Here is a 19482-nt window from a genome sequence, read left to right as displayed (position 1 = left end):
TCAGTGTCGGCCGGTCCGGGCCGGATGTTTAGTCGGGACGGCTCCGGACGCCTATCGCCTCAGGTCGAGCGCCGCGCCAGCGCCGGCCCCGGCGGGCTGCCGCCCGTAGGGGGACCGGGGCGTGCCCGATCCCTGCACCTCCGCGAGCTCGGCCCGCGTGGTCTCGAGCACCGACTCCAGGCCCCGCCGGTAGGCCCGCTCCAGACCGAGCGCACGCTCCATCTCGCCGCGCGTCTCCGCGTAGGCGGCCCGCACGGAGCCGGACGAGGCCAGCAGGGCCTCCAGGTCGCCCGGGACGGCCTCCGCGAGCGGGCCCTGGGCCAGACGGTCGCGCTCCAGCTCCAGGCCCCGGATCCGGCCGAAGTCCTCCTGGAGGAGCGCGGTGGCCTGCTCCCCCACCAGGGCGGCGTAGGCCCGGTAGCCGGCGCGCCGCCGCTCCAGCCATCCCATGACGGCCTGGGCGCTCATACGCCCGCCTGCTGGGAGGCGAGCTCCTCGGCGGCGTGGCGCCAGGCCTCCTCCAGCGGCTGGATGAGGTCGACCAGGGAATCCAGTCGTCCCAGGTCGAGCGTGCGGCTGACCGCCTCGAGCTCCGCGAGGAAGTAGCGGTAGAGCGAGGCCAGTTGCTGGCCCAGCTCGCCGCCGGCCTTCACGTCCAGGCTGCCCATGAGCTCCAGGAGGATCGCGTTCGCCTTGCTGAACGCATCCGCCTTCTCCTCGAAGGCGCCGTTCGCGATGTGCGCGCGGCCCTGTGCCAGTTGGCGCAGGAGCTCACGATACAGCAGTGGGATGAGCTGCTCGGGGCTGCTGCTCTGGATCTCCGCCCGCTTGTAGGCGGTGTAGCCGTTCTTGTTCATCGCTCGTTCTGGTTGAACTGCGGAAGGCTCGCGAAGAGGTAGTCCGTCTGTGACTGCGTCCGGGCCAGTGCGGTCTCGGCGGCCAGGAACCGGCGCAGCAGCAGCTCACGCCGCCTCGCCAGCCGGTCCTCGATGGTGCTGATCCGACTCTCCATGGAATCGATGTTGCGCTGACCCTGCTCGACGAGGTCGTCGATCGATCCCCCGTCACTGCTGACGAGCGCGTCGGCCGCGAGCTCCACGAGGGAGGCGATCCCGCGGCTTACGCTCATCGTCCCCACCGACCCGACGCCGCTGCCGGTGTAGAGGAGGCTGATGCCCTCCACCGCGCTGTCCGCGTCGCCCGTCAGGAGCTGCCCGAGCCCGGTGGCGGCGAAGCCACCGATGGTACCCTGCACGTCGAGCCCGGTGTAGCTGGCGGCTGCCACGCCCAACGAGGCGGACCCGTCGGTGCCACCCGCGAGGAAGCTGATCTCGAAGCCTTCGTTGCTCCCGTAGCCTTCTGCGGTCAGCTCCAGCTGACCCCCATTGTCCACGGCCACGATGCCCGACGTGGTCCGGCCTTCCTGAACGGCGGCGATGGTCCCGACCGAGAACGTGCCGCCGCCTGCGTTGTCGGACGTGATGTCCAGGGTGAAGAGGCTGGAGCCCGTCTCCTGATCCTCGGCGCGGATGCGCCCGTTCGCGTCCAGGTAGACGCGCGTGTCCGGGCCCACCGCGCTCTGCAACGTGGCCATCATCTCACCCACGGTCTGGGTGGACGGATCGGTGACCACGAACTGCGTGTCGATGGTGGCGCCGCCGCGCGTCGTTCCGGAGAACGTGAGCGTGTCACCGGCCGCGACGCCCAGGTTGGCCCCCAGGTTGTCGAACAGGTCGGAGAGGCGCGTGCTGTCGGTGGCGACCGTCCCCACGCCGTCGGAGAAGAGCTGCGCCGACGCCTCGTGGATCTCGGAGAGCGCCGTGTCCATCTCGGTGTTGATCTTGTCGATGATGTCCTGGAGCGTGTCGCCGTTGGACAGGGCGACCGTGTAGGTCGCACCCGAGGCGATGTCCTTGATCAGCATCGAGTCGGACGTGCCGTCATCCACGTAGGTGCCACCGAAGCCGGTGCCCAGGATCTGCGCCCGCGTCGCCGCCTGTGTGATCTCCACACCGTACGTGCCGGCGACGGAGGCGTCCGTGACGCCCACGAACTCGAGCTCGCTCACGCTGCCCGCGCCGTGGATGCCGAAGAGCCGCTGCACGGCGCCGCTGTCCGTCTCCAACGCTTCCTTCAAGCGCGCGGTGTCGACCGAGAAGGATCCGTCCTGCTGGATCTCGATCCCCAGGTCGCCCAAGCGGCCCAGATTCCCCGCCACACCGGGCGCAAGGGCGGTCTGCATGGCGCGCCGCATGTCGGAGGCCATGGAGCGCAGGGTGCTGTCCCCCGCCAGCGGCCCGCCGTTGCCATCTGCGTCACGCTCGAGCTGCGTGCGCACGAACTCCGCGGAGGAGTTGTACGCGTCGATGAAGGCCTGGATGTCGCTGACGAAGGCGTCGATGTCCTTGCCGACCATCACCGCGACGACGTCTCCCACCGACCCGGCGTGCAGCTCGACGGTCAGGCCCTCGACCGCGTCGGCGATGGAGTTGGTCGCGCGCTCCAGATAGACGCCGTCCACCGAGAGCTGCGCGTCGGCGCCCGCGGAGATCTGCCGCAAGCGGCCCGTGGCGCTGGTCCCGACGGCGCCGAAGTCGAGCGTGCCACCGTTCTCGTTGTTCGCCACGATGGACAGCGACAGGCGGCTGCCGCCCACCTGGTCGTCCGTGATCACCAGCTCGCCGTTGGCCGAGATGGAGGCGGTGGCCGTACGGCTTCCGGCCTGCAGCCCGTCCACGTTGCTGTTGAGGCGGTTGACGATCGTCTGCAGCGTGTCCCCACCCCCCACGGTGTAGGTGAAGCCGAATGTGGAGCCGTCGCCGCGGGTGCCCGAGATGGTCAGGGTGTCCCCCGCCTGCACCCCGGCGCCGTTGCCGCCGATCGAGAGCTGCGAGAGCTGCGTCCCGGCGGTGGCGGGGTTCACGCCCCCAGCGTCCTGGAAGGCGGTGGCGCTGGTGAGCTCGTGCGCCACACCGCTCTTGCCGCCCTGCAGGAATCCCAGCGTCTCGAGGATGCCCCCCGCGTCGGTGAAGGATGTGGTCCCGGAGATGTCGAGGCGGCGCACCGAGGCGCCGGCGTCGGGATCCGGAACCACCGTGGCCTGGATGCCGCTGCCGGCGAGGGATGCCTCGGCGTTGATGGCGTCCGCGATGTCCGTCAGCGACATGGTCGACAGGTCGAGCGTGACGCTCAGGCTGCCGATGCCCACCGCGCCCGCCGCCGGAGGCGACGTCAGACCGAGGAGCCCACCCACCGACTGCGTGCCGTTGGCGAACCGGTCGCTCAGGGCCCCGTCGGACGTGATGTGCTTGGTGGACATGGTGGCATCCAGCACGCCCAGGCTCTTCAGCACACCGCCGCTGACCTCCACCAGATCCACACCGGTGGCGCCCGTGCGCTCCGACGTGAGGATCAGGCGGTGGTCGGACGACCCGACCGAGACCACCGAGGCGTTCACACCGCTCGCGGTGCTCCCGCTGTTCACGCCGTTGATGGCCTGGGCGATGTCGTCGAGCGAGTCCGTGGCGGCCACGGCGACGCGGCGACCGTTGATGAGGAACTCGCCGCTCAGGCCGAGATCGGCGCTGCGATCCTGGAAGGAATCGGAGCCCAGCTTCTCGGCCGTGGCCAACTGGAAGACCTCGATCTCGTGGCTGCCCACGGGCGCGTTGTTCGCGGCCGAGACGGACACGCTCGAGGAAGAAGAGGTGGCGGTACGCGCTCCGAAGGCGTCGGAGGAGCGCAGCGCGGTCGATGCGTCCTTGAGGGAGGACAGCAGGCCCTTGAAGGAGAGGTAGGCGTCGGAGCGCGTCTCGATCCGATCGATCCGGTCTTCCAGCCGGGTGATGGGACGCGACTGCGCGTTGATGATGGCGTCGACCAGGGATCGGTAGTCGACACCGCTCAGAAGGCCACTGAAGAACGATGAGGCTTCCATGTCTCTCTCCTACGCCGGTGCCCCGGACCGGCGGATGCCGGCCCGGGGACCCCCGTGCGTCTCCAGGTACGTTGACCCGGTCGTGCGTTCAGCCGCTGGCTTAGCCGAGCAGCGACAGCAGGAGCTGCGGCGCGGCGTTCGCCTGGGCGAGCATCGCGGTCGCGGCCTGCTGCTGGATTCCGAGCTTCGCGAAGTTCGTCGTCTCGGCGGCGATGTCCGCGTCGCGGATCACGCCTTCGGCGGCCGCGTAGTTCTCGATCGTCACTTCGGCGTTGGTGCGCGCGAAGTCGATCCGGTTCATCGCGGTACCGATGTCGGCCAGAGCGGACGACACGGAGTCGATGGCCCCGTCCAGCGCGGTCAGCGCGGTCTGCGCGTTGGCCTGCGTGGTCAGGTCGTTCGTCGCGATGTTGAGGCCGGTCGCGCCGGTGCCCAGGTCGATCTGACCCACGCTCACCAGGTCGGTGCTCGTGTAGGCGCCGCTCGAGCTCACCAGGAAGGACCCGCCGGTACCGGCCGAGACCACCAGGCTGTTGTTGGCCGAGAACGAGTTGTTGTTACCGCTGATGTCGAACCCGAGGCCGGTCGAGAAGGACACGCCGAACTGCGAGAACGAGACGTTCTGCACGCCCGTCGAGGCGACCGTCACGTTCTGCGAGTTCGTACCATCGCTGATCTGCAGCGTGGTCGCGTCCACCTTCGTGACCGTGTAGGTCCCGGCGGCCGCGCCCTGCGCGCTGATCGACGAGGTCTGCAGCGCGGTGTTCGCATCGAGCGTCGAGTTGCCGAGGTCGATCGCGTTACCGAACGAGCCGTTCAGGAGCTTGTTGCCCTGGAAGGCGGTCGAGTCGGTGATACGGCCGATCTCGGAACGGAGCGCGTCGAACTCCTGGTTCAGCACGGTGCGGCTGCCGGAGTTGGCGGAGGCCGCCTGCGAGGCGAGCTCCTTCATACGCTCGAGCATCGCCTGGATCTGCTGCGTGCCACCCTCGGCGACCTGCAGCATCGAGATGCCCTGCTCGGCGTTGCGGGCGGCCTGCTTGAGGCCACGCACGTCGGCGGAGAGGCGGTTGGCGATACCGAGGCCGGCCGCGTCGTCACCGGCGCGGTTGATCCGGAAACCGGAGGAGAGTCGGCCGACGGACTGGGCGAACGCACGGCTGTGCTGGCCCAGGATCCGCTGCGTGTTCATCGCGGCGGAATTGGTGTTGATTGCTGGCATGGTGTTGCTCCCTATCTGGAGGCTCTAGCTGTCCACCGAGAGGGGTTCGGTTCCGGTCAGCGCCCTCTCTTCGCTGTAAGGAGTGTCGGCCGGCCTGCGGGAAAGTTGAGGAAGGGCGGGCGGGAGCCTGTCAGGAAGGCACAAGTCGTTGACGCACAACGACATCCGGGGTCCGGGCGGGTTGGGCCCGGCCCCCGGGACCTCCGCGGCCCCGGAGCGTGCATCTGGCGTTCTGCCAGGGGTTTGGTGCTCTGCGGCGCCGCGAGGCGCTCCGGCCCGCCCGGCCGCTCCGCCGGAGGGCCCGGCAGCGGGACCGCTCCGGGGCGACCCCATGCGCCAAGGGCGGATGGAGCGCCAGCACCGGGGCGATGGATCAGGGGAGGCGGGGAGCAATCGGGAGAAGCGCCGGCGGGGAGCCGGTGGAGCGGGGAGGACGGCCCGTGGGGGCCCGTTCCTCAGAAGCGCATGGGGTAGCGCGACCGCAGGTAGCGCTGCTCGTCGTAGATGGTCGCGAGCGGGATGCGGACCTCGTCCAGCATCACGACGACCTCGCGCTCCCGGACCCGGACGATCCGTCCCTCCACGGGGAACTGACGGCCGCGGCGGAACCGGATCCGGCCAGCGATCCGCTCGCCCACCTTCGGGGGCGGATAGCCGGAGACGTCGTAGCGGAAGCCCACCTCGGAGCAGTCCAGGACCTGGAGGATCCGGTCGGACATCAGGAAGTGGGGCCGCTCGGCGAGCGGGTACTCGACCCTGTAGTAGGACCGGGTCTGGGGCTGCGCGTTCATCGCAGGTAGTTGGTCAGGGTCAGCTCGGAGGCGCGGGCGGTGGCCATGAGGGCCGACTGCAGCGCCACCTGCCGGGAGGAGAGCTCGACCAGGACCTCGGCGAGGTCGGCGTCCTCGATCGCCCCGAGGCGTTCCTCGAGGTTGAGGTCGACGTCCTCGAGCGCCGACGCGGTATGGTCCATCCGCACCCACCGGGCGCCGACGTCGGCCACCAGGGACTGGGTGGCGTCGAACGCGTTGTCGACGTCCGTGACCGCGTTGGCGATCTGGGTGTCGTCGTTGGCGGCCAAGGCGGCGGACAGGTTCCGGAGGGCGTCCAGGACGCCCGAGTCCACGAAGACCGACTGCCCATCGTGGTTGGTGGCCATCCGCTGGCCCGACCCGAGGTCGAGCTGGGCCTCGCCGACCGGCGGGGTCGTGGGCGACACGTTCCCGGCGGCGTCGAAGGGCTGCTGGTCGGCGTAGAAGCCCCCGAAGAGGAAGGCACCCGCCTGCTGGGTGTTGCCCAGCCCGATCACGGTGTTGAGGAGCTCGTCCACCTCGCCCTTGGCCACCAGTCGGGTCTGGGGCGAGGCCGTGGCGCCGATCTGGCTCAGCCCCAGCTCCTTGGCCCGGGTGAGCGCGTCCGTGATGCCCGCGAGCACGTCCTCTTCGGCATCCAGGCGCCGACGGCCGGCATCGATGTTCCGGGCGGTCTGGGCCGTGACCCGGCGGTCCGAGCGCGTCTGGAGCGCCTCGGCCGTCCCGGTCGGATCGTCCGAGGGACGCCGGATGCGCTTCCCGTGGGACGCCTTCTGGGTGGTCTCGGCCAACCGGGCGCTGGCCTCCACAACCGTCTGTCGTGCTTGCAGATACTGCGTGTGGCTCGTGACCCGCACCGTGGGTTCTCCGCTTCGGTTGAGCCGGAATCGGTTCCGCCGTATAGGTTATCGGACCGCAACTCCCCAGACTTGAGCCCAGATGGCCACGATCCTCTGCGTCGACGACACACCCGCCGATCTCGAGTTGGCCCGCGAGGCCCTCGAGGAGGCCGGGCACGAGGTGCTCACGGCCGAGCACGTGCCGGCGGCGCTCCAGGTGCTCGAAGAGCACGAACCGGACCTGATCCTGTCGGACTACCGGCTGCCGAAGGTCTCGGGGCTCGAGTTCCTGAACATCCTGCTGCGGAAGGGGCTGGGGATCCCGCTGATCATGAGCACGGCCTATGCGACCGTGGAGGACGCGGTGTCCTCCCTGAAGGCCGGTGCCATCGACTATGTGACCAAGCCGGTCCGGCCCGAGGAGCTCCGCTTCGCGGTGGCCCAGGCGCTGGAGCTCACCAGCCTGCGCCGCGAGAACGCCCAGCTGCGGGGGGAGATCTCCCAGCTCCGGGTGCGGCGCGAGATCCTCGGGGAGTCGGCCGCCCTGCGGAAGGTCATGGAGACCGTCCAGACCGTGGCGCCCACGCGCGCCACCGTCCTGATCCAGGGCGAATCGGGGACGGGCAAGGAGCTGCTGGCCCGCGCGCTCCATGACCTGAGCGAGCGCGGGGGTGGGCCGTTCGTCGCGCTGAACTGCGCGGCCATCCCCGAGACCCTCGTGGAAAGCTCGCTCTTCGGCCACGAGAAGGGGGCGTTCACGGGCGCCACCAAGCGCGTGCCCGGGGCCTTCGAGCGCGCGCACGGCGGAACGCTGCTGCTCGACGAAATCTCCGAGATGCAGATCGAGCTGCAGGCGAAGCTGCTCCGGGCCCTGCAGGAGCAGGAGTTCGAGCGGGTGGGCGGAACCTCGCCGATCCGCGTGGACACCCGCGTGGTCGCGACCACCAACCGGGATCTGGCCGGCGAGGTGCGGGCCGGCCGCTTCCGCGAGGATCTCTACTTCCGCCTGGCGGTGGTGCCGATCAAGGTGCCGGCGCTGCGGGAACGGTCCGGGGACGTGCTGCTGCTGGCCCAGCAGTTCGCGCGGCGCGCGGCCGACCAGAACGGGAAGGAGCTGACCGGCTTCTCCCCGGAGGCCGTGCAGCTCCTCAACGCCCATACCTGGCCGGGCAACGTGCGCGAGCTGCAGCACGCGGTCGAGCGGGCCGTCATCCTGAGCCGCGATCCCACGCTGCGCCCGTCGGACTTCGACCTGACGGGCGCCGAGCTCCGGTCCGTCCTGCCGGATCGGGAGCCCGCATCGGCTGCAGCGCCTGCCGCGGCGCCCGAAGGGACCGTGATGCTGCACTCCCTGGACGTGCGTGAGGCGGAGGAGGCTCTGATCGAGGAGGCGTTGCGCCGCACCCGCGGCAACCGGACCCGCGCGTCCGAGCTCCTCGGGATCAACCCCCGAACCCTGCGCAACAAGCTGAACCGACCCGACGACTGAGCCGTCGGACCGGCACGTTCGTCCGGGTCCGTGCCGGGACGAACCACCCGCTTCCGGGCGGAATCTTCAGCCGCCCGGGAGCCCCGCCTCCTCCTTCCCCGCCCCGTCTCCTCCGCGCTCCGGGCCGCCCCACCGCCCCGAGCTGTCCTCCCAAGTGATGGTCTGACCACGGGATAGGGGCCCTGCGCCCCCGCCTGTCCCCGGGCCGGTCCCCCGTGGTCCCGCATCGGTACAGCGCTTGCCTTCACCCGGTGCGACGTATTTCGACCACGCGGAGGCAGACGTGCTGAAACACCTGCTGGGACCCTCGTCCGGGGTGGGCACCCTGAAGGGCGACCTCGATGCGGCCACGAGCCGCATGCGGGAGATGGCCCACCGGGTGGCCAACGCCACCAACGGTGTCGAGCCCGATTTCGAGCAGGGGCTCCAGGCCGCGCTGGAGGGACAGGAGGCCACCGCCGAGGTGGATCTCGAGGCCGAGATGGTGGCGCTCGCCAACGAGCAGATCCGCTACGACGCCTCGGCCGACCTGCTGCGCCGGACGTACGAGCGGCTGCGCTCCGCGGTGCGGGGGGCCTGATGGAGATCTTCGGCGGGTTCGACCCGGCGGACGCATCGCGCCGCTTCTTCCGTCCGCTGCGTGTCGCGGCCAGCGGGCTGACGGCCCAGCGCGTCCGCATGGAGACCATCGCGGAGAACATCGCCAACGCGGAGGCCACCCGGACCGCGGGCGGCGGCGCCTACCAGCGCCAGGTGGCGCGCCTCGAGGCGCGGCCCCGGCCCGACACCGGCCCGCTCACCCTCGCGTCGCTGGACGTCCCGCCGCTGCCCTTCCAGGAAGGGGAGCCCGGCGGGGTCGACGTCACGGCGGTGGAGGCCGACCCGACCGAAGGGCCGCTGGTCTACGACCCCGGCCATCCCGACGCGGACGCGAACGGCTACGTGCGCTACCCGAACGTCGAGCTCAGCCAGGAGACGGTGGACCTGATGCTCTCGCGACGCGCCTACGAGGCCAACGCGACGGTCTTCCAGGTCCTCAAGTCCGTCCTGCACCGCGCGCTGTCGATCTAGGGACGAGGAGAGGAACAGGTGATCGATTCGATCGGCAACACGCTTCCCATCGCTCCGGGGCCGCGCACAGACGAGGCCCAGGAGAAGGCGGCCGCGGAGACGCACGCCGGCGCCGACGACCGCGCCCGCAGTCGGGTGCAGGCCGAAGCGTCCGCGCTGGCGTCCGCCCGTCCCGCCGCACCCGCCCCGGACCGGGTCGATCCCGAGATCTGGACGCACCTGAGCTCGGAGGAGCGGGACTACTTCGCGCGCGTCGAGGCACTCGGCGCCGTCACGTACGGCCGGGGCGCCCAGACGCAGCCCGCGTCCGTCGTGGCCCGCGGCACCCATCTGGACATTCGAGGCTGATTCCCATGGCGACTCCCATCCGCGGTCTCGACCCCACGGCCGTCGGCCTGCGCGCAGGCGCGGCGGTCGACCCGACCCGGGGTGACCCGTCCTCCTCGTCCTTCGCGGACATCTTCCAGAAGGCGCTCGGCGAGATCGGGGACGCCCAGTCCTCCGCCCGCGACGCCATGAGCGCGTTCGTGCGCGGGGAGGATGTCGAGCTGCACGACGTGATGGCCGCGGCGGAAGAGGCCGGCATCGCGTTGGAGCTGCTGATCGAGGTACGCAACAAGCTCGTTGAAGCGTACCGCACCCTCGCCAACATGCAGGGCTGATCCGGATGAGCGTCTTCCTTCAGCAGCTCACCCGCAGTCTCGACCGCCTCGGCGTGGGACGTCGGGTCCAGGTGGGTCTGGCTGCCGCTCTGGCCGTGGCCCTGGTGTGGGGTGTCTACCGCTGGTCCACCGCGCCCACGTGGGTGCCCGTGCTGGGCGCGCTCGATCTGCAGACGGTCCCGACCGTCACCGGCCGTCTGGACGAAGAGGGCATCCTCTACCGGATGGAGAAGGGCGGAAGCGAGATCCACGTCGCCTCCACGGACCTGGCCCGCGCCCGCATCGTGCTCGCCGAGCAGGGCGTGGTGCCGTCCGGACGCACGGGCTTCGAGATCTTCGACCAGCCCTCGTGGGGGATGACGGACTTCACCCAGCGCATCAACTACAAGCGGGCGCTGGAGGGCGAGCTGGAGCGGACCATCGCGGAGATGGCCGGCGTCGACGGCGCCAAGGTCCATCTCTCCATGGGGGAGAGCTCCGTCTTCCGCCGTGCCAACGAGCCGGCCGAAGCGTCGGTGGTGCTCACGCTGCGTCCGGGCTTCGACGCCGGTGACGGCATGGTGCGCGGCATCACCTATCTCGTGGCGAGCAGCGTGGACCGTCTGAGCAGCGAGCACGTGACCGTGTTGGACGCACAGGGCCGCATGCTCTCGGCGTCCACCGAGTCGGACACCGGCATCGGGCTCACCTCCCGCCAGCTCGAGACGCAGCTCGCGGTCGAGCGTCACCTGGAGTCCAAGGCGCGCCGGCTGCTCGATCCGCTCGTGGGACCGGGCAACGCGGACGTCCGCGTGGCGGCCACGCTCAACTTCGATCAGGTCGCGCGCACCGTGCAGTCGGTGGATCCGGAAGCGCAGGTGTTGCTGTCCGAGGAACGCGCGGAGGTCATCCCGGGCGAAGGCGCGACGGGCGCCGCCTCCCAGCAGTCGAAGACCACGTTCGACGGGACCCGCAGCGTGGAGCAGTTCACGCAGGGGCAGGGCGGCGTGGAGCGTCTGACGGTGGCGGTGCTGGTCAACGCGGCCATGAGCACCGACGAGGAAGGCAACGTCAGCTTCACGGATCGCACGGCGGACGAGCTGGCGCGCATCGAAGCCCTCGTGCGCAACGCGGTCGGCGTGGACGGCACGCGGGGAGACGCCATCTCGGTCGTCTCCGTCCCGTTCAGCGGCGTCACACCGATCGTCGCGCCGGAGCCGAGCGGGACGGGCATCCTGGACTGGATCCAGATGCTGCAGAAGCCCGTGCTCGCGGTGCTGGCGCTGATCCTGGCCTTCATCCTGTCGTTGCGCGCGCTGCGCACCCTGCGGGAGACGCCGCGGGCGCAGCCGCCGGTGCTGGTCGCCGGGGACGGCGCGGACCGGCTCCCCGAGCCGGCGCGCGCGCCCTTGCCGGCCTCCCGCCGTCCGCAGCGCGAAGAGCTCGCGGCTCGCGTGGTCGAGAACCCGCAGGCCGCAGCACGTGTCGTGAACTCCTGGCTGCAGGGAGCCTAACCCGTGGCGGCCACCCTCTCGCACGCGGATCTGACCGGGCATCAGAAGATCGCCCTGATCTGCATGTCGCTCGGCCCGGACGCCGCCGCCGAGATCACGCGGCAGCTGCCGCCGCCCGCGCTCGAGAGCGTGGCCTCGGAGATCGCCCGCATGGGCGCCGTTCCACCGGATGTGGTGGACCAGGTGCTGGCCGAGTGGGAGCGCATGGAGTCGGCGAACACCTCCGTGTCCGGCGGCGTCGACTACGCCCGCCAGGTGCTCGAGAGAGCGTTCGGCGCGCGCAAGGCCGGTCAGCTTCTGGAACGGGTGGGCCCGCAGTCCACCGAACGCCCCCGACTGACCCTCTTCCAGGATGCCGAGCCCGCGCAGATCTCCCGTATGCTCGCGAGCGAGCATCCACAGACCGCCGCGTTGGTCCTCTCTCAGCTCGAGACCAACCAGACGGCCGAGGTGCTGGCCGCGCTCGACATCGACGAGTCCGCCGAGATCCTGCACCGCATGGCCGCCATGCAACCCGTGGCACCCGAGATCCTCGAGGTGATCGCGGGCGCCCTCGAGGCGGGCTCGGAGCTCTACCTGGCCGGTGCGGCCACGAACCCGGCCGGGCCGGATTCGGTGGCTGCCGTGCTGAACCGTCTTCCCGGCCAGAAGGAAGCGCTGCTTGCCGGGTTGGGCGAGCGGGATCCCGAGCTGCTCGAGCGCGTGCGCAACCTGATGTTCGTCTTCGAGGACCTGGTCAACGTGGACAAGCGCTCGCTGCAGACGCTTCTCCAGAACGTCGAGACCAAGGACCTGGCGCTCTCGCTGAAGGTGGCGAGCGAGGGCGTGAAGGGGGCCCTCCAGACGGTGATGAGCCAACGCGCGCTGTCCGCCCTGAACTCGGAGATCGAGTTCCTCGGGCCGGTGCGCGTGAGCGAGGTCGAGGAAGCCCAACGCCGCGTGATCGCCGTGGCCCGTCAACTCGAGCAGAACGGCGAGCTGATGCTGGCCAGCGGTGGGGACGATGCCCTCGTATGACGACGATCAGGGAGGCCCGGTCGTGAACCCGACCACCTGGGCGTTGGAGGAGCTCGACACGCTCGGCTTCGCGTCGACCGTGGAGCCCGTGGCCGAGTCCCCCGAGGACCGCCACCGCCACGAGGTGGAGGAGGCGTTCGAGCGTGGGCGGGCCGAAGGCCTGCGCGAAGGCGAAGCCCGGGCGCAGGCACGGCTGACCAGCGCGCTGCAGGCGCTGGAGACCGCGACGACCGGCCTCACCGCCGAGTCGCTGAGCTGGCGTGAAGCGCTCGCGCGCAACCTGCATGCGCTGGCGGTTGCCGTGGCGCGACAGATCGTGCAGCGCGAGCTGCGCACCGATCCCGAGCAGCTCGAGCAGATCGTCTCGCGCGCCCTTTCGCACTTCCAGATGGAGGAAGCGGTGACGGTGCGCCTGAATCCGGCGGACCTGTCCCTGCTGTCCACGCATGCGGTGGAGATCCAGAGCACGGGCGCTTCATCGGGGAGTCTGGCGGGCGGACGCGAGATCCGCTGGCGCGCGGACGCCAACGTGGAGCGCGGCGGCTGCGTGGTCGAGGGCGCCGAGCGGCTCGTGGATGGGCGCGTCGACACCGCGCTCCTGCGCATCTACCAGGGGCTGGGCGATGCTTGACGTCGAAGCCATGATCGAGCGCGTGGCCGACGTGCCGCGCTACGCGGTGGCCGGACGGACCACCCGCGTCGTCGGGTTGGTGATCGAAGCCACCGGCCTGGAGGACGTCGCCCTGGGCGAGCTGTGCCGGGTGACGTCCCTCTCGGACGAGCATTCCGTGCTCGCGGAGGTGATGGGCTTCCACGAGCGGGGCGTGTTGCTCATGCCGCTCGGCAACCTCGGTGGCATCCATCCCGGGAGCGCCGTCGAACCCATGGGCCGCTCGTTCGGAGTGGACGTCGGTCCCGGGCTGCTGGGACGCGTGCTGAACGGGCTCGGCCACCCGATCGACGGGAAGGGCGACCTGGGCGTCACGAAGCGCATGTCGCTGCTGGGCGAGCCGCCACACCCCCTGGAGCGCGAGATCATCGACGCGCCCTTCGAGACCGGCGTGCGTGCCATCGATGGCATGCTCACGCTCGGCCGGGGCCAGCGCGTCGGCATCTTCGCCGGAAGCGGTGTCGGCAAGAGCACCCTGCTGGGCATGATCGCCCGCCAGGCCTCCTCCGACGTGAACGTCATCGCGCTCCTGGGCGAGCGCGGCCGTGAAGTGCGCGACTTCCTGGAGAACGCGCTCCGGCCCGAAGGGCTGGCGCGTTCGGTGGTGATCGTGGCCACCGGCGACGAGGCCGCGCTGGTCCAGGCCCGTGGTGCCCTGGTGGCCACCGCCATCGCGGAGCACTTCCGGGATCAGGGCGCCAACGTGTTGCTCATGCTGGACTCGATCACCCGCGTCGCAACGGCGTGGCGCCAGATCGGTCTGGCGGCGGGTGAGCCCCCCACGACCAAGGGCTATCCGCCCTCGGTGTTCGCGGCCCTGCCGCGCCTGCTGGAGCGCGCAGGCAACGGCGCCCGCGGCGGCATCACCGGCGTCTACACCGTGCTGGTGGAGGGGGACGACCTGAGCGATCCCGTGGCGGACGCGACGCGCTCCATCCTCGATGGGCACATCGTGCTCAGCCGGCAGCTCGCCGACGCGGGGCACTTCCCCGCCATCGACGTGCTGAGCAGCAAGAGCCGCGTGCGCGACGGCATCATCGACGAAGGCCATCGCGGCGCGGCCGTGACCATGGCCCGCGTCCTGGCGGCGCATCGGGAGAAGGAGGACCTGATCTCGGTGGGCGCCTACCAGCGCGGCTCCAACCCGGACGTGGACGCGGCGATCGAGCTGCAGGACGACATCCGGGGCTTCCTGTGGCAGCGACCGGACGAGCGCACGCCCGCGCCGGTCACCATCCAGCGACTCGGCAGCATCGCCGGTCGCGCCGAAACGCAGCGGAGGACCCGTTGAGCAGGTATCGCTTCCCTCTGGAGACCGTGCGTCGGCTACGCGCCGAGCAGGAGCGCGCATCCGCGACCGAGCTTGCCCGCGCCATGACCGAGGCGTCGGCGGCCGACGACGCCCAGCGCACCTTGGACGAGCTGCGCCGGGTCGGGCACGAGAAGCTCCAGGAAGCCGGGGGCGACGTGGCGCGGGCCCAGAGCGTGGCCGTCATGCTCGAGCAGATCGGCGCGCATCTGGACGCGGCGTCCGAGCGCAGCCGCACCGCCTGGGGCGCCGTGCAGGAACGCTACGACGCCTTCGTGGCGGCGCTCACCGACCGCAAGGCGCTCGACAAGCTGGAGGAGCGCCGACGCGAGGAGTGGCTGCTGGAGCACCGGCGTCGGGAGCAGAACGCGCTCGACGACCTGTCCCTGCAACGGCGGGGACGTCCGGAGGCCGGTGAGGCCCCCGACGAGGACGACCCCCGATGAAGCAGATCATCCTGCCCCTGATCATCGGCCTCCTGGTGGGCCTCGGCGGAGGGACCGGCTACGTGATGTTCGTGGCTCCTCCACCCGCGTCCACCGAAGAGGCGGCCGAGGGCCATGAGGACGTGGCCGCCGCCGACGAGCATGCCGCCGACAGTGCCCAGGCGGACGACTCCACCCATGCGGAGGAGGAGACCGCGCCCTCGGGCCTCGACGCGTCCGAGCTCGCTGCGCTCGTGAAGCCGCCCTCGGCGGATTCGGCAGCGCCGACCGACGCCCACGTCGCCGAGACCACGGCGGAGGCCACGCCGGGCGAGGCGTCCCCCACCGAGGAGACGACTCCACCCCCCCCGCCCGACGCCACCCCGACCGCGGAGGCGACTGCCGCACCCGCCTCCACCACCGGCGCGGGCGCTGCGCCCGACCCGGAGGAGGCGGCGAAGCGGCTGGCCAAGATCTTCGGCACCATGCAGGCCCGGGACGCCGCCCGCGTGCTCGGGTTGCTCAAGCAGGACGAGATCGAACGCATCCTGCGTCAGCTCGACAACCGTAGCGCGGCCAAGATCCTCTCGAGCCTCGATGCCGAGCTGGCCGCCGCGCTCAGCAGCACGCTCATCCAGGGAGGAGGAGTGCCACGATGAGTCTGTTCGCTTCGACGTTCGTGGGAGCGAGCGGTGATCCGTTCACCGTGATCCCGGGCGTGGGCGGGCGCGAGAGCACCACGCGGGGCGCCGAGTCCCGTGGCGGGACCGTGCCCGAAGCACCCGCGCTGCCCTTCGCGTCCCTGCTCGCGGACGAGATCACGGACGGCTTCGCCGACGTGGACGCCGCGGAGCTCGGGCTCCCGTCCGATGCAACCGACGTGGAGGGTGAGGATGCGCTCGCGTCGCTGATCCTGGGTGCGCTGAACACGCGGGTCCTGGGCGCACCCACCGAAGGGGCGACCGAGACCGCGGGGATCGCAGCGGAGGTCGAGGGCGCCGCCCCGACCGACGGGGGATCCGACACCGACACCGTCACGCCGTTCACGACCGCCGCCCTGCCCCCGGATCCCGATCGGCTGCATCCGGAGCTGAGGGCGCGCCTGGAGCGCGTGATGGAACGCATGCGCGCCGAGTACGGGCACGAGGTGAAGATCGCCGAGGGCTACCGCACGCAGGAACGGCAGGCCGAGTTGTTCGCGCAAGGCCGCACGGCGCCGGGCCCGGTGGTCACCTGGACGCGCACCTCGGCCCACACCGACGGCCTCGCGGTCGACGTGGTCATCGACGGCACCTACGAGAACCCGATCGCCTACGAGCGCTTCGCACGGCTCGCGCGCGAGGAGGGGCTCGTCTCCCTGGCGCCGCTCGACCCCGGCCACGTGGAGCTGGAGGGCGAGCCCTTCGATGGCCGGGCGTTCGGCTCGTCCGTGCGGGTCACCCAGCTCGGAGAGATCGAGCGGCCCGCTCCGGTGGCGCGCCCCGCGCGTCCCGCGGACGTGGCGCGCACGGCTTCCGTGGCGCCCGTGGCCAGCGTGGCCCGCCCGGCCGACGTGGTGGGCGTGGCTCGTGTCGCCGCGGTCGCCCGCCCGGCCGTGCCCGGTGTGCAGAACGTCGCACCCGCGGCGGTCCCGGCCGCACCCACCGGTGGAGCCGTCCGCACGGCGGAGGCGTCCCCGGTCGCGACCCCGCTCGTCGGTGATCCGGCCACGCGGTCGACCGCGACCGCGACCGCCACCGCGGCGCGTCCCGACACGCCCGCTTCCGCCACCGCTGGCGGCGAGCCCACCCTGCCGTTGGCGTCTACGACCGCCTCCGGCGCCGCGCCGGCCGCTCCGACCGGTGGGACCGCCGAACCGGCCGCCGGCGCGCTGCAGGTGGCCGAGCATTCCGTGCGGACGAAGCCGACCGAGGAGTCGGACGCCTCCGCGCAGCCGCGCACCGGCGAGCCGAGCGCGCCTCGCGGCACGCAGGCCGCGCCGATCGCACCCCAGGGCAGCGAGCCCGCCGCTCCGTTGTTCCCGCGCGTCGAGATGCCGGGCGCCGGAGTGGAGGCGGCCGAGCGCGCCGAGCGCGTGCGTCAGGTCTTCGCCCAGGCGGCGCAGAGGCCCGTACAGCAGATGCAACTGGCCGTGGACTCGGGCACCGGCGACGAGACCCTGCTCAACGTCCGCGTCCAGGACGGTCGCGTGACCACGACGATCGGCGTGCGCGATCCGTTCGCAGCCGAGCGCATCCAGTCCGAGTCCGCCGCCCTGCGCGCGTCACTCGTCCGGCACGGTCTCGAGACGGACGGCGTCAACGTCCGCACGCTCGTGTCCGCCGGTGAGGTGGGCGAGGCGCTGCGCCGGGATGCGGTCCGCTCCTTCGTTCCCGGTCTGGCCGAGTCGGCCGGTCGGGACGCCAACCACCCAGGCACCGACAGCCGCTCCCGCGGCTTCTGGGATTCCCTGTACCGCGACCGGAACGACTCCGGCCGACGTGGAGGACAACGATGATCGATGGCATCCAGTCGACCGGGAGCTCCAGCCCCGGGAGCCTGTTCGCGCCGAACGACGCGATGGGCCGCGACGACTTCCTGACGCTCCTGGTGGCACAGCTCCGCAACCAGGACCCGCTCAGCCCGATGGACGGGAAGGAGATGGCGGTCCAGCTCGCGCAGTTCTCGAGCGTGGAGCAGCTCATCAACCTGAACGAGAACATGGAGGCGCAGGCGGCCTCCAACGCGGCCATGGGCGAGACGCTGGCGGCAACGCTGGGCTCCAGCCTGTTGGGCCGTGAGGTGCTGGCGGCCGGCGACCTGGTCTCCGTCCCCGCGCAGGACACCGTCACGGTGGACATGCCGGTAGGGGGTGGCGCGGTGACGGTGAAGCTCTTCGACGCCAACGGCACCGAGGTGGGCTCACAGCCCCTGGGGTCCGTGGGTGGCGGCCGACAGGAGCTGGACGTCTCCACCCTGACGAACGGACTGCCCGACGGTCACTACCGCTACGAAGTGGAGGCGGTCAACGCCGACGGCGACTCGTTGGCGGTGCAGACCTACACCAAGGCCGTCATCGAAGGCATGCGCTTCACGCCGCAGGGGCTGCGGCTGATCGCAGACGGAATCGAGATCCCCTTCTCCGCGGTTGCGGAGCTGGGCCTCGGCACCTGAGTGGACGCCGGGATCCGCCCGGACCACGAGGAAACGACTTGAACCTCATCCTCTCGAGATACAAGGAGTCGGTCACATGTTGAGGTCGTTCTTCGCGGGGGTCACCGGCCTCCGCAACCACCAGTTCCGGATGGACGCCATCGGGAACAACATCGCGAACGTCAACACGCTCGGGTACAAGGGCACGCGCGTGACGTTCAAGGACGCGTTCTCGCAGCTCTTCCAGGGCGCGAGCCGTCCCGGCGGCCTGGCCGGCCAGGGCGGGTTCGGGACCGACCCCATCCAGGTCGGTCTCGGCGTCACCGTCGGCAGCGCCGACATGATGTACACGCAGGGCAACCTGCAGAACACCGGCGTCAACACCGACCTGGCCATCCAGGGTGACGCCCTGTTCATAGTATCGGACGGGCAGCAGCAGTTCTACACCCGCGCGGGCAACTTCCAGTTCGACGCGCTCGGACGTCTGGTCAGCTCGTCCAACGGCTACATCGTGCAGGGTCGCAACGCCACGAACGGAGTGCTCTCCCCGGTGGTGGGGGACATCCAGCTCCCGATCGGCCAGAAGGTGGCCGCGCAGGAGACGCTGGTGGCCGAGCTGGGCGGCAACCTGGACGCGGGCGCCGCGGCCGGCGATACGCGTGAGTCGTCGATCACGGTCTACGACTCGCTGGGCCTCCCCCACGAGATGCGCGTGACGTTCACCAAGACGGCGAATGCCAACGAGTGGGACTTCGCCATCACCGTGACCGACGGCGCCATCGTGTCCGGCGACACCGGCACCCTGACCTTCGATGCCAACGGTGCCCTGATCGGGCCGGAGAACACTCCCCTGGTGTTCACGCCCACCAACACTGCGGTCAACCAGACGGTCGACGTGCAGTTCGGCACCACGGGCAGCATCCAGGGCCTGTCGCAGTTCTCGTCCGCGTCCACCGCGGTGGTGCGGCGGCAGGACGGCTACACGATGGGTGAGCTGCTGTCGATCGCGATCGACGCCAGCGGCACCATCACGGGTGCGTTCAGCAACGGGACGGCCCAGGTGCTGGCCCAGGTGGGCCTGGCCAACTTCGCCAACCCGGGCGGTCTGCTGCGCCAGGGTGACAACCTGTTCACCGAGACGGCCAACTCCGGTTCGGCCATCATCGGGTTCGCGGGCCAGGGGAGCGAGTCGTCCATCGCCCCCGGCACGCTCGAGATGTCGAACGTGGACCTGTCCGAGCAGTTCACGGACATGATCACCACGCAGCGCGGCTTCCAGTCGATCGCGCGGGTAATCACCACGTCGGACGAGATGCTCCAGGAGCTGGTCAACCTGAAGAGGTAATTCGGTTCCGGTCGGGGACGCGTCGACGCGCGCACGTTCCGCACGCGCAGATCGTCCCT

At 70.9% G+C, this 19482-nt stretch carries 20 protein-coding genes; 14 read left to right on the top strand and 6 right to left on the bottom strand.

Going from position 1 to position 19482, the window contains the following annotated elements; all coding sequences use genetic code 11:
• Positions 1-51: 51 nt before the first annotated feature.
• From R3E98_15325 to R3E98_15300, 6 genes are all read right to left on the bottom strand, one after another.
• Complete coding sequence (locus R3E98_15325; GenBank protein MEZ4424781.1) at positions 52-468, bottom strand: hypothetical protein; 417 nt, start codon at positions 466-468, stop codon at positions 52-54.
• A complete protein-coding gene (fliS, locus tag R3E98_15320) occupies positions 465-857 on the bottom strand; it encodes a flagellar export chaperone FliS (protein MEZ4424780.1) in 393 nt (130 codons plus the stop codon). Before fliS ends, R3E98_15325 begins: the two co-directional genes overlap by 4 nt.
• Positions 854-3937 carry a flagellar filament capping protein FliD gene (gene fliD / locus R3E98_15315; protein MEZ4424779.1) on the bottom strand — a complete coding sequence of 1028 codons (3084 nt, stop codon included), beginning with the start codon at positions 3935-3937 and terminating at the stop codon, positions 854-856. The genes fliS and fliD overlap by 4 nt, the downstream gene beginning before the upstream one ends.
• A gap of 100 nt (positions 3938-4037) precedes the next feature.
• On the bottom strand, positions 4038-5159 hold the full coding sequence (locus R3E98_15310; GenBank protein ID MEZ4424778.1) for a flagellin: 1122 nt from the start codon (positions 5157-5159) through the stop codon (positions 4038-4040).
• 455 nt (positions 5160-5614) lie between these two features.
• A complete protein-coding gene (locus tag R3E98_15305) occupies positions 5615-5950 on the bottom strand; it encodes a PilZ domain-containing protein (protein ID MEZ4424777.1) in 336 nt (111 codons plus the stop codon).
• Complete coding sequence (locus R3E98_15300; GenBank protein MEZ4424776.1) at positions 5947-6828, bottom strand: flagellin; 882 nt, start codon at positions 6826-6828, stop codon at positions 5947-5949. The genes R3E98_15305 and R3E98_15300 overlap by 4 nt, the downstream gene beginning before the upstream one ends.
• 82 nt (positions 6829-6910) lie before the next feature.
• Here R3E98_15300 and R3E98_15295 point away from each other — a divergent pair, with 82 nt between their 5' ends.
• The 14 genes from R3E98_15295 to R3E98_15230 all read left to right on the top strand — a co-directional run bounded on the left by R3E98_15295 (position 6911) and on the right by R3E98_15230 (position 19423).
• Positions 6911-8299 (top strand): sigma-54 dependent transcriptional regulator, encoded by a 1389-nt coding sequence (locus tag R3E98_15295; GenBank protein MEZ4424775.1) that lies wholly within the window; start codon positions 6911-6913, stop codon positions 8297-8299.
• 283 nt (positions 8300-8582) lie between these two features.
• On the top strand, positions 8583-8879 hold the full coding sequence (locus R3E98_15290) for a hypothetical protein (GenBank protein MEZ4424774.1): 297 nt from the start codon (positions 8583-8585) through the stop codon (positions 8877-8879).
• Positions 8879-9370 carry a flagellar basal body rod protein FlgC gene (gene flgC / locus R3E98_15285; protein ID MEZ4424773.1) on the top strand — a complete coding sequence of 164 codons (492 nt, stop codon included), beginning with the start codon at positions 8879-8881 and terminating at the stop codon, positions 9368-9370. Before R3E98_15290 ends, flgC begins: the two co-directional genes overlap by 1 nt.
• Positions 9371-9388: 18 nt before the next feature.
• Positions 9389-9718 carry a hypothetical protein gene (locus R3E98_15280; protein MEZ4424772.1) on the top strand — a complete coding sequence of 110 codons (330 nt, stop codon included), beginning with the start codon at positions 9389-9391 and terminating at the stop codon, positions 9716-9718.
• Positions 9719-9723: 5 nt separating this feature from the next.
• Complete coding sequence (gene fliE, locus R3E98_15275; protein ID MEZ4424771.1) at positions 9724-10032, top strand: flagellar hook-basal body complex protein FliE; 309 nt, start codon at positions 9724-9726, stop codon at positions 10030-10032.
• Positions 10033-10037: 5 nt separating this feature from the next.
• On the top strand, positions 10038-11525 hold the full coding sequence (gene fliF / locus R3E98_15270; protein ID MEZ4424770.1) for a flagellar basal-body MS-ring/collar protein FliF: 1488 nt from the start codon (positions 10038-10040) through the stop codon (positions 11523-11525).
• Positions 11526-11528: 3 nt separating this feature from the next.
• A complete protein-coding gene (gene fliG, locus R3E98_15265) occupies positions 11529-12542 on the top strand; it encodes a flagellar motor switch protein FliG (protein ID MEZ4424769.1) in 1014 nt (337 codons plus the stop codon).
• Complete coding sequence (locus R3E98_15260) at positions 12529-13173, top strand: FliH/SctL family protein (protein ID MEZ4424768.1); 645 nt, start codon at positions 12529-12531, stop codon at positions 13171-13173. The genes fliG and R3E98_15260 overlap by 14 nt, the downstream gene beginning before the upstream one ends.
• Positions 13166-14503 carry a FliI/YscN family ATPase gene (locus R3E98_15255; protein ID MEZ4424767.1) on the top strand — a complete coding sequence of 446 codons (1338 nt, stop codon included), beginning with the start codon at positions 13166-13168 and terminating at the stop codon, positions 14501-14503. Before R3E98_15260 ends, R3E98_15255 begins: the two co-directional genes overlap by 8 nt.
• A complete protein-coding gene (locus R3E98_15250; protein ID MEZ4424766.1) occupies positions 14500-14967 on the top strand; it encodes a flagellar FliJ family protein in 468 nt (155 codons plus the stop codon). Before R3E98_15255 ends, R3E98_15250 begins: the two co-directional genes overlap by 4 nt.
• On the top strand, positions 14964-15605 hold the full coding sequence (locus R3E98_15245) for a hypothetical protein (GenBank protein ID MEZ4424765.1): 642 nt from the start codon (positions 14964-14966) through the stop codon (positions 15603-15605). Before R3E98_15250 ends, R3E98_15245 begins: the two co-directional genes overlap by 4 nt.
• The gene (locus R3E98_15240; GenBank protein MEZ4424764.1) at positions 15602-17443 is read left to right on the top strand and encodes a hypothetical protein; all 1842 of its coding nucleotides are present in this window, start codon (positions 15602-15604) and stop codon (positions 17441-17443) included. The genes R3E98_15245 and R3E98_15240 overlap by 4 nt, the downstream gene beginning before the upstream one ends.
• On the top strand, positions 17440-18099 hold the full coding sequence (locus tag R3E98_15235) for a flagellar hook assembly protein FlgD (protein MEZ4424763.1): 660 nt from the start codon (positions 17440-17442) through the stop codon (positions 18097-18099). The genes R3E98_15240 and R3E98_15235 overlap by 4 nt, the downstream gene beginning before the upstream one ends.
• A gap of 76 nt (positions 18100-18175) precedes the next feature.
• Positions 18176-19423 (top strand): flagellar hook protein FlgE, encoded by a 1248-nt coding sequence (locus tag R3E98_15230; GenBank protein MEZ4424762.1) that lies wholly within the window; start codon positions 18176-18178, stop codon positions 19421-19423.
• Positions 19424-19482: the final 59 nt, after the last annotated feature.

The sequence above is a fragment of the Gemmatimonadota bacterium genome, assembly GCA_041390125.1.
GTDB lineage: Bacteria > Gemmatimonadota > Gemmatimonadetes > Longimicrobiales > Gaopeijiaceae > JAGQIF01.
The sequence above is the reverse complement of the archived record's forward strand: the minus strand, read 5'-3'. Positions and strand labels throughout refer to the sequence as shown.

Bases quoted from the DNA above. Each gene is read 5' to 3' on its own strand.
- R3E98_15325 (MEZ4424781.1), bottom strand. From the start codon at position 468: ATGAGCGCCCAGGCCGTCATGGGATGGCTGGAGCGGCGGCGCGCCGGC.
- fliS (MEZ4424780.1), bottom strand. From the start codon at position 857: ATGAACAAGAACGGCTACACCGCCTACAAGCGGGCGGAGATCCAGAGC.
- fliD (MEZ4424779.1), bottom strand. From the start codon at position 3,937: ATGGAAGCCTCATCGTTCTTCAGTGGCCTTCTGAGCGGTGTCGACTAC.
- R3E98_15310 (MEZ4424778.1), bottom strand. From the start codon at position 5,159: ATGCCAGCAATCAACACCAATTCCGCCGCGATGAACACGCAGCGGATC.
- R3E98_15305 (MEZ4424777.1), bottom strand. From the start codon at position 5,950: ATGAACGCGCAGCCCCAGACCCGGTCCTACTACAGGGTCGAGTACCCG.
- R3E98_15295 (MEZ4424775.1), top strand. From the start codon at position 6,911: ATGGCCACGATCCTCTGCGTCGACGACACACCCGCCGATCTCGAGTTG.
- flgC (MEZ4424773.1), top strand. From the start codon at position 8,879: ATGGAGATCTTCGGCGGGTTCGACCCGGCGGACGCATCGCGCCGCTTC.
- fliE (MEZ4424771.1), top strand. From the start codon at position 9,724: ATGGCGACTCCCATCCGCGGTCTCGACCCCACGGCCGTCGGCCTGCGC.
- fliF (MEZ4424770.1), top strand. From the start codon at position 10,038: ATGAGCGTCTTCCTTCAGCAGCTCACCCGCAGTCTCGACCGCCTCGGC.
- R3E98_15260 (MEZ4424768.1), top strand. From the start codon at position 12,529: ATGCCCTCGTATGACGACGATCAGGGAGGCCCGGTCGTGAACCCGACC.
- R3E98_15255 (MEZ4424767.1), top strand. From the start codon at position 13,166: ATGCTTGACGTCGAAGCCATGATCGAGCGCGTGGCCGACGTGCCGCGC.
- R3E98_15245 (MEZ4424765.1), top strand. From the start codon at position 14,964: ATGAAGCAGATCATCCTGCCCCTGATCATCGGCCTCCTGGTGGGCCTC.
- R3E98_15240 (MEZ4424764.1), top strand. From the start codon at position 15,602: ATGAGTCTGTTCGCTTCGACGTTCGTGGGAGCGAGCGGTGATCCGTTC.
- R3E98_15235 (MEZ4424763.1), top strand. From the start codon at position 17,440: ATGATCGATGGCATCCAGTCGACCGGGAGCTCCAGCCCCGGGAGCCTG.
- R3E98_15230 (MEZ4424762.1), top strand. From the start codon at position 18,176: ATGTTGAGGTCGTTCTTCGCGGGGGTCACCGGCCTCCGCAACCACCAG.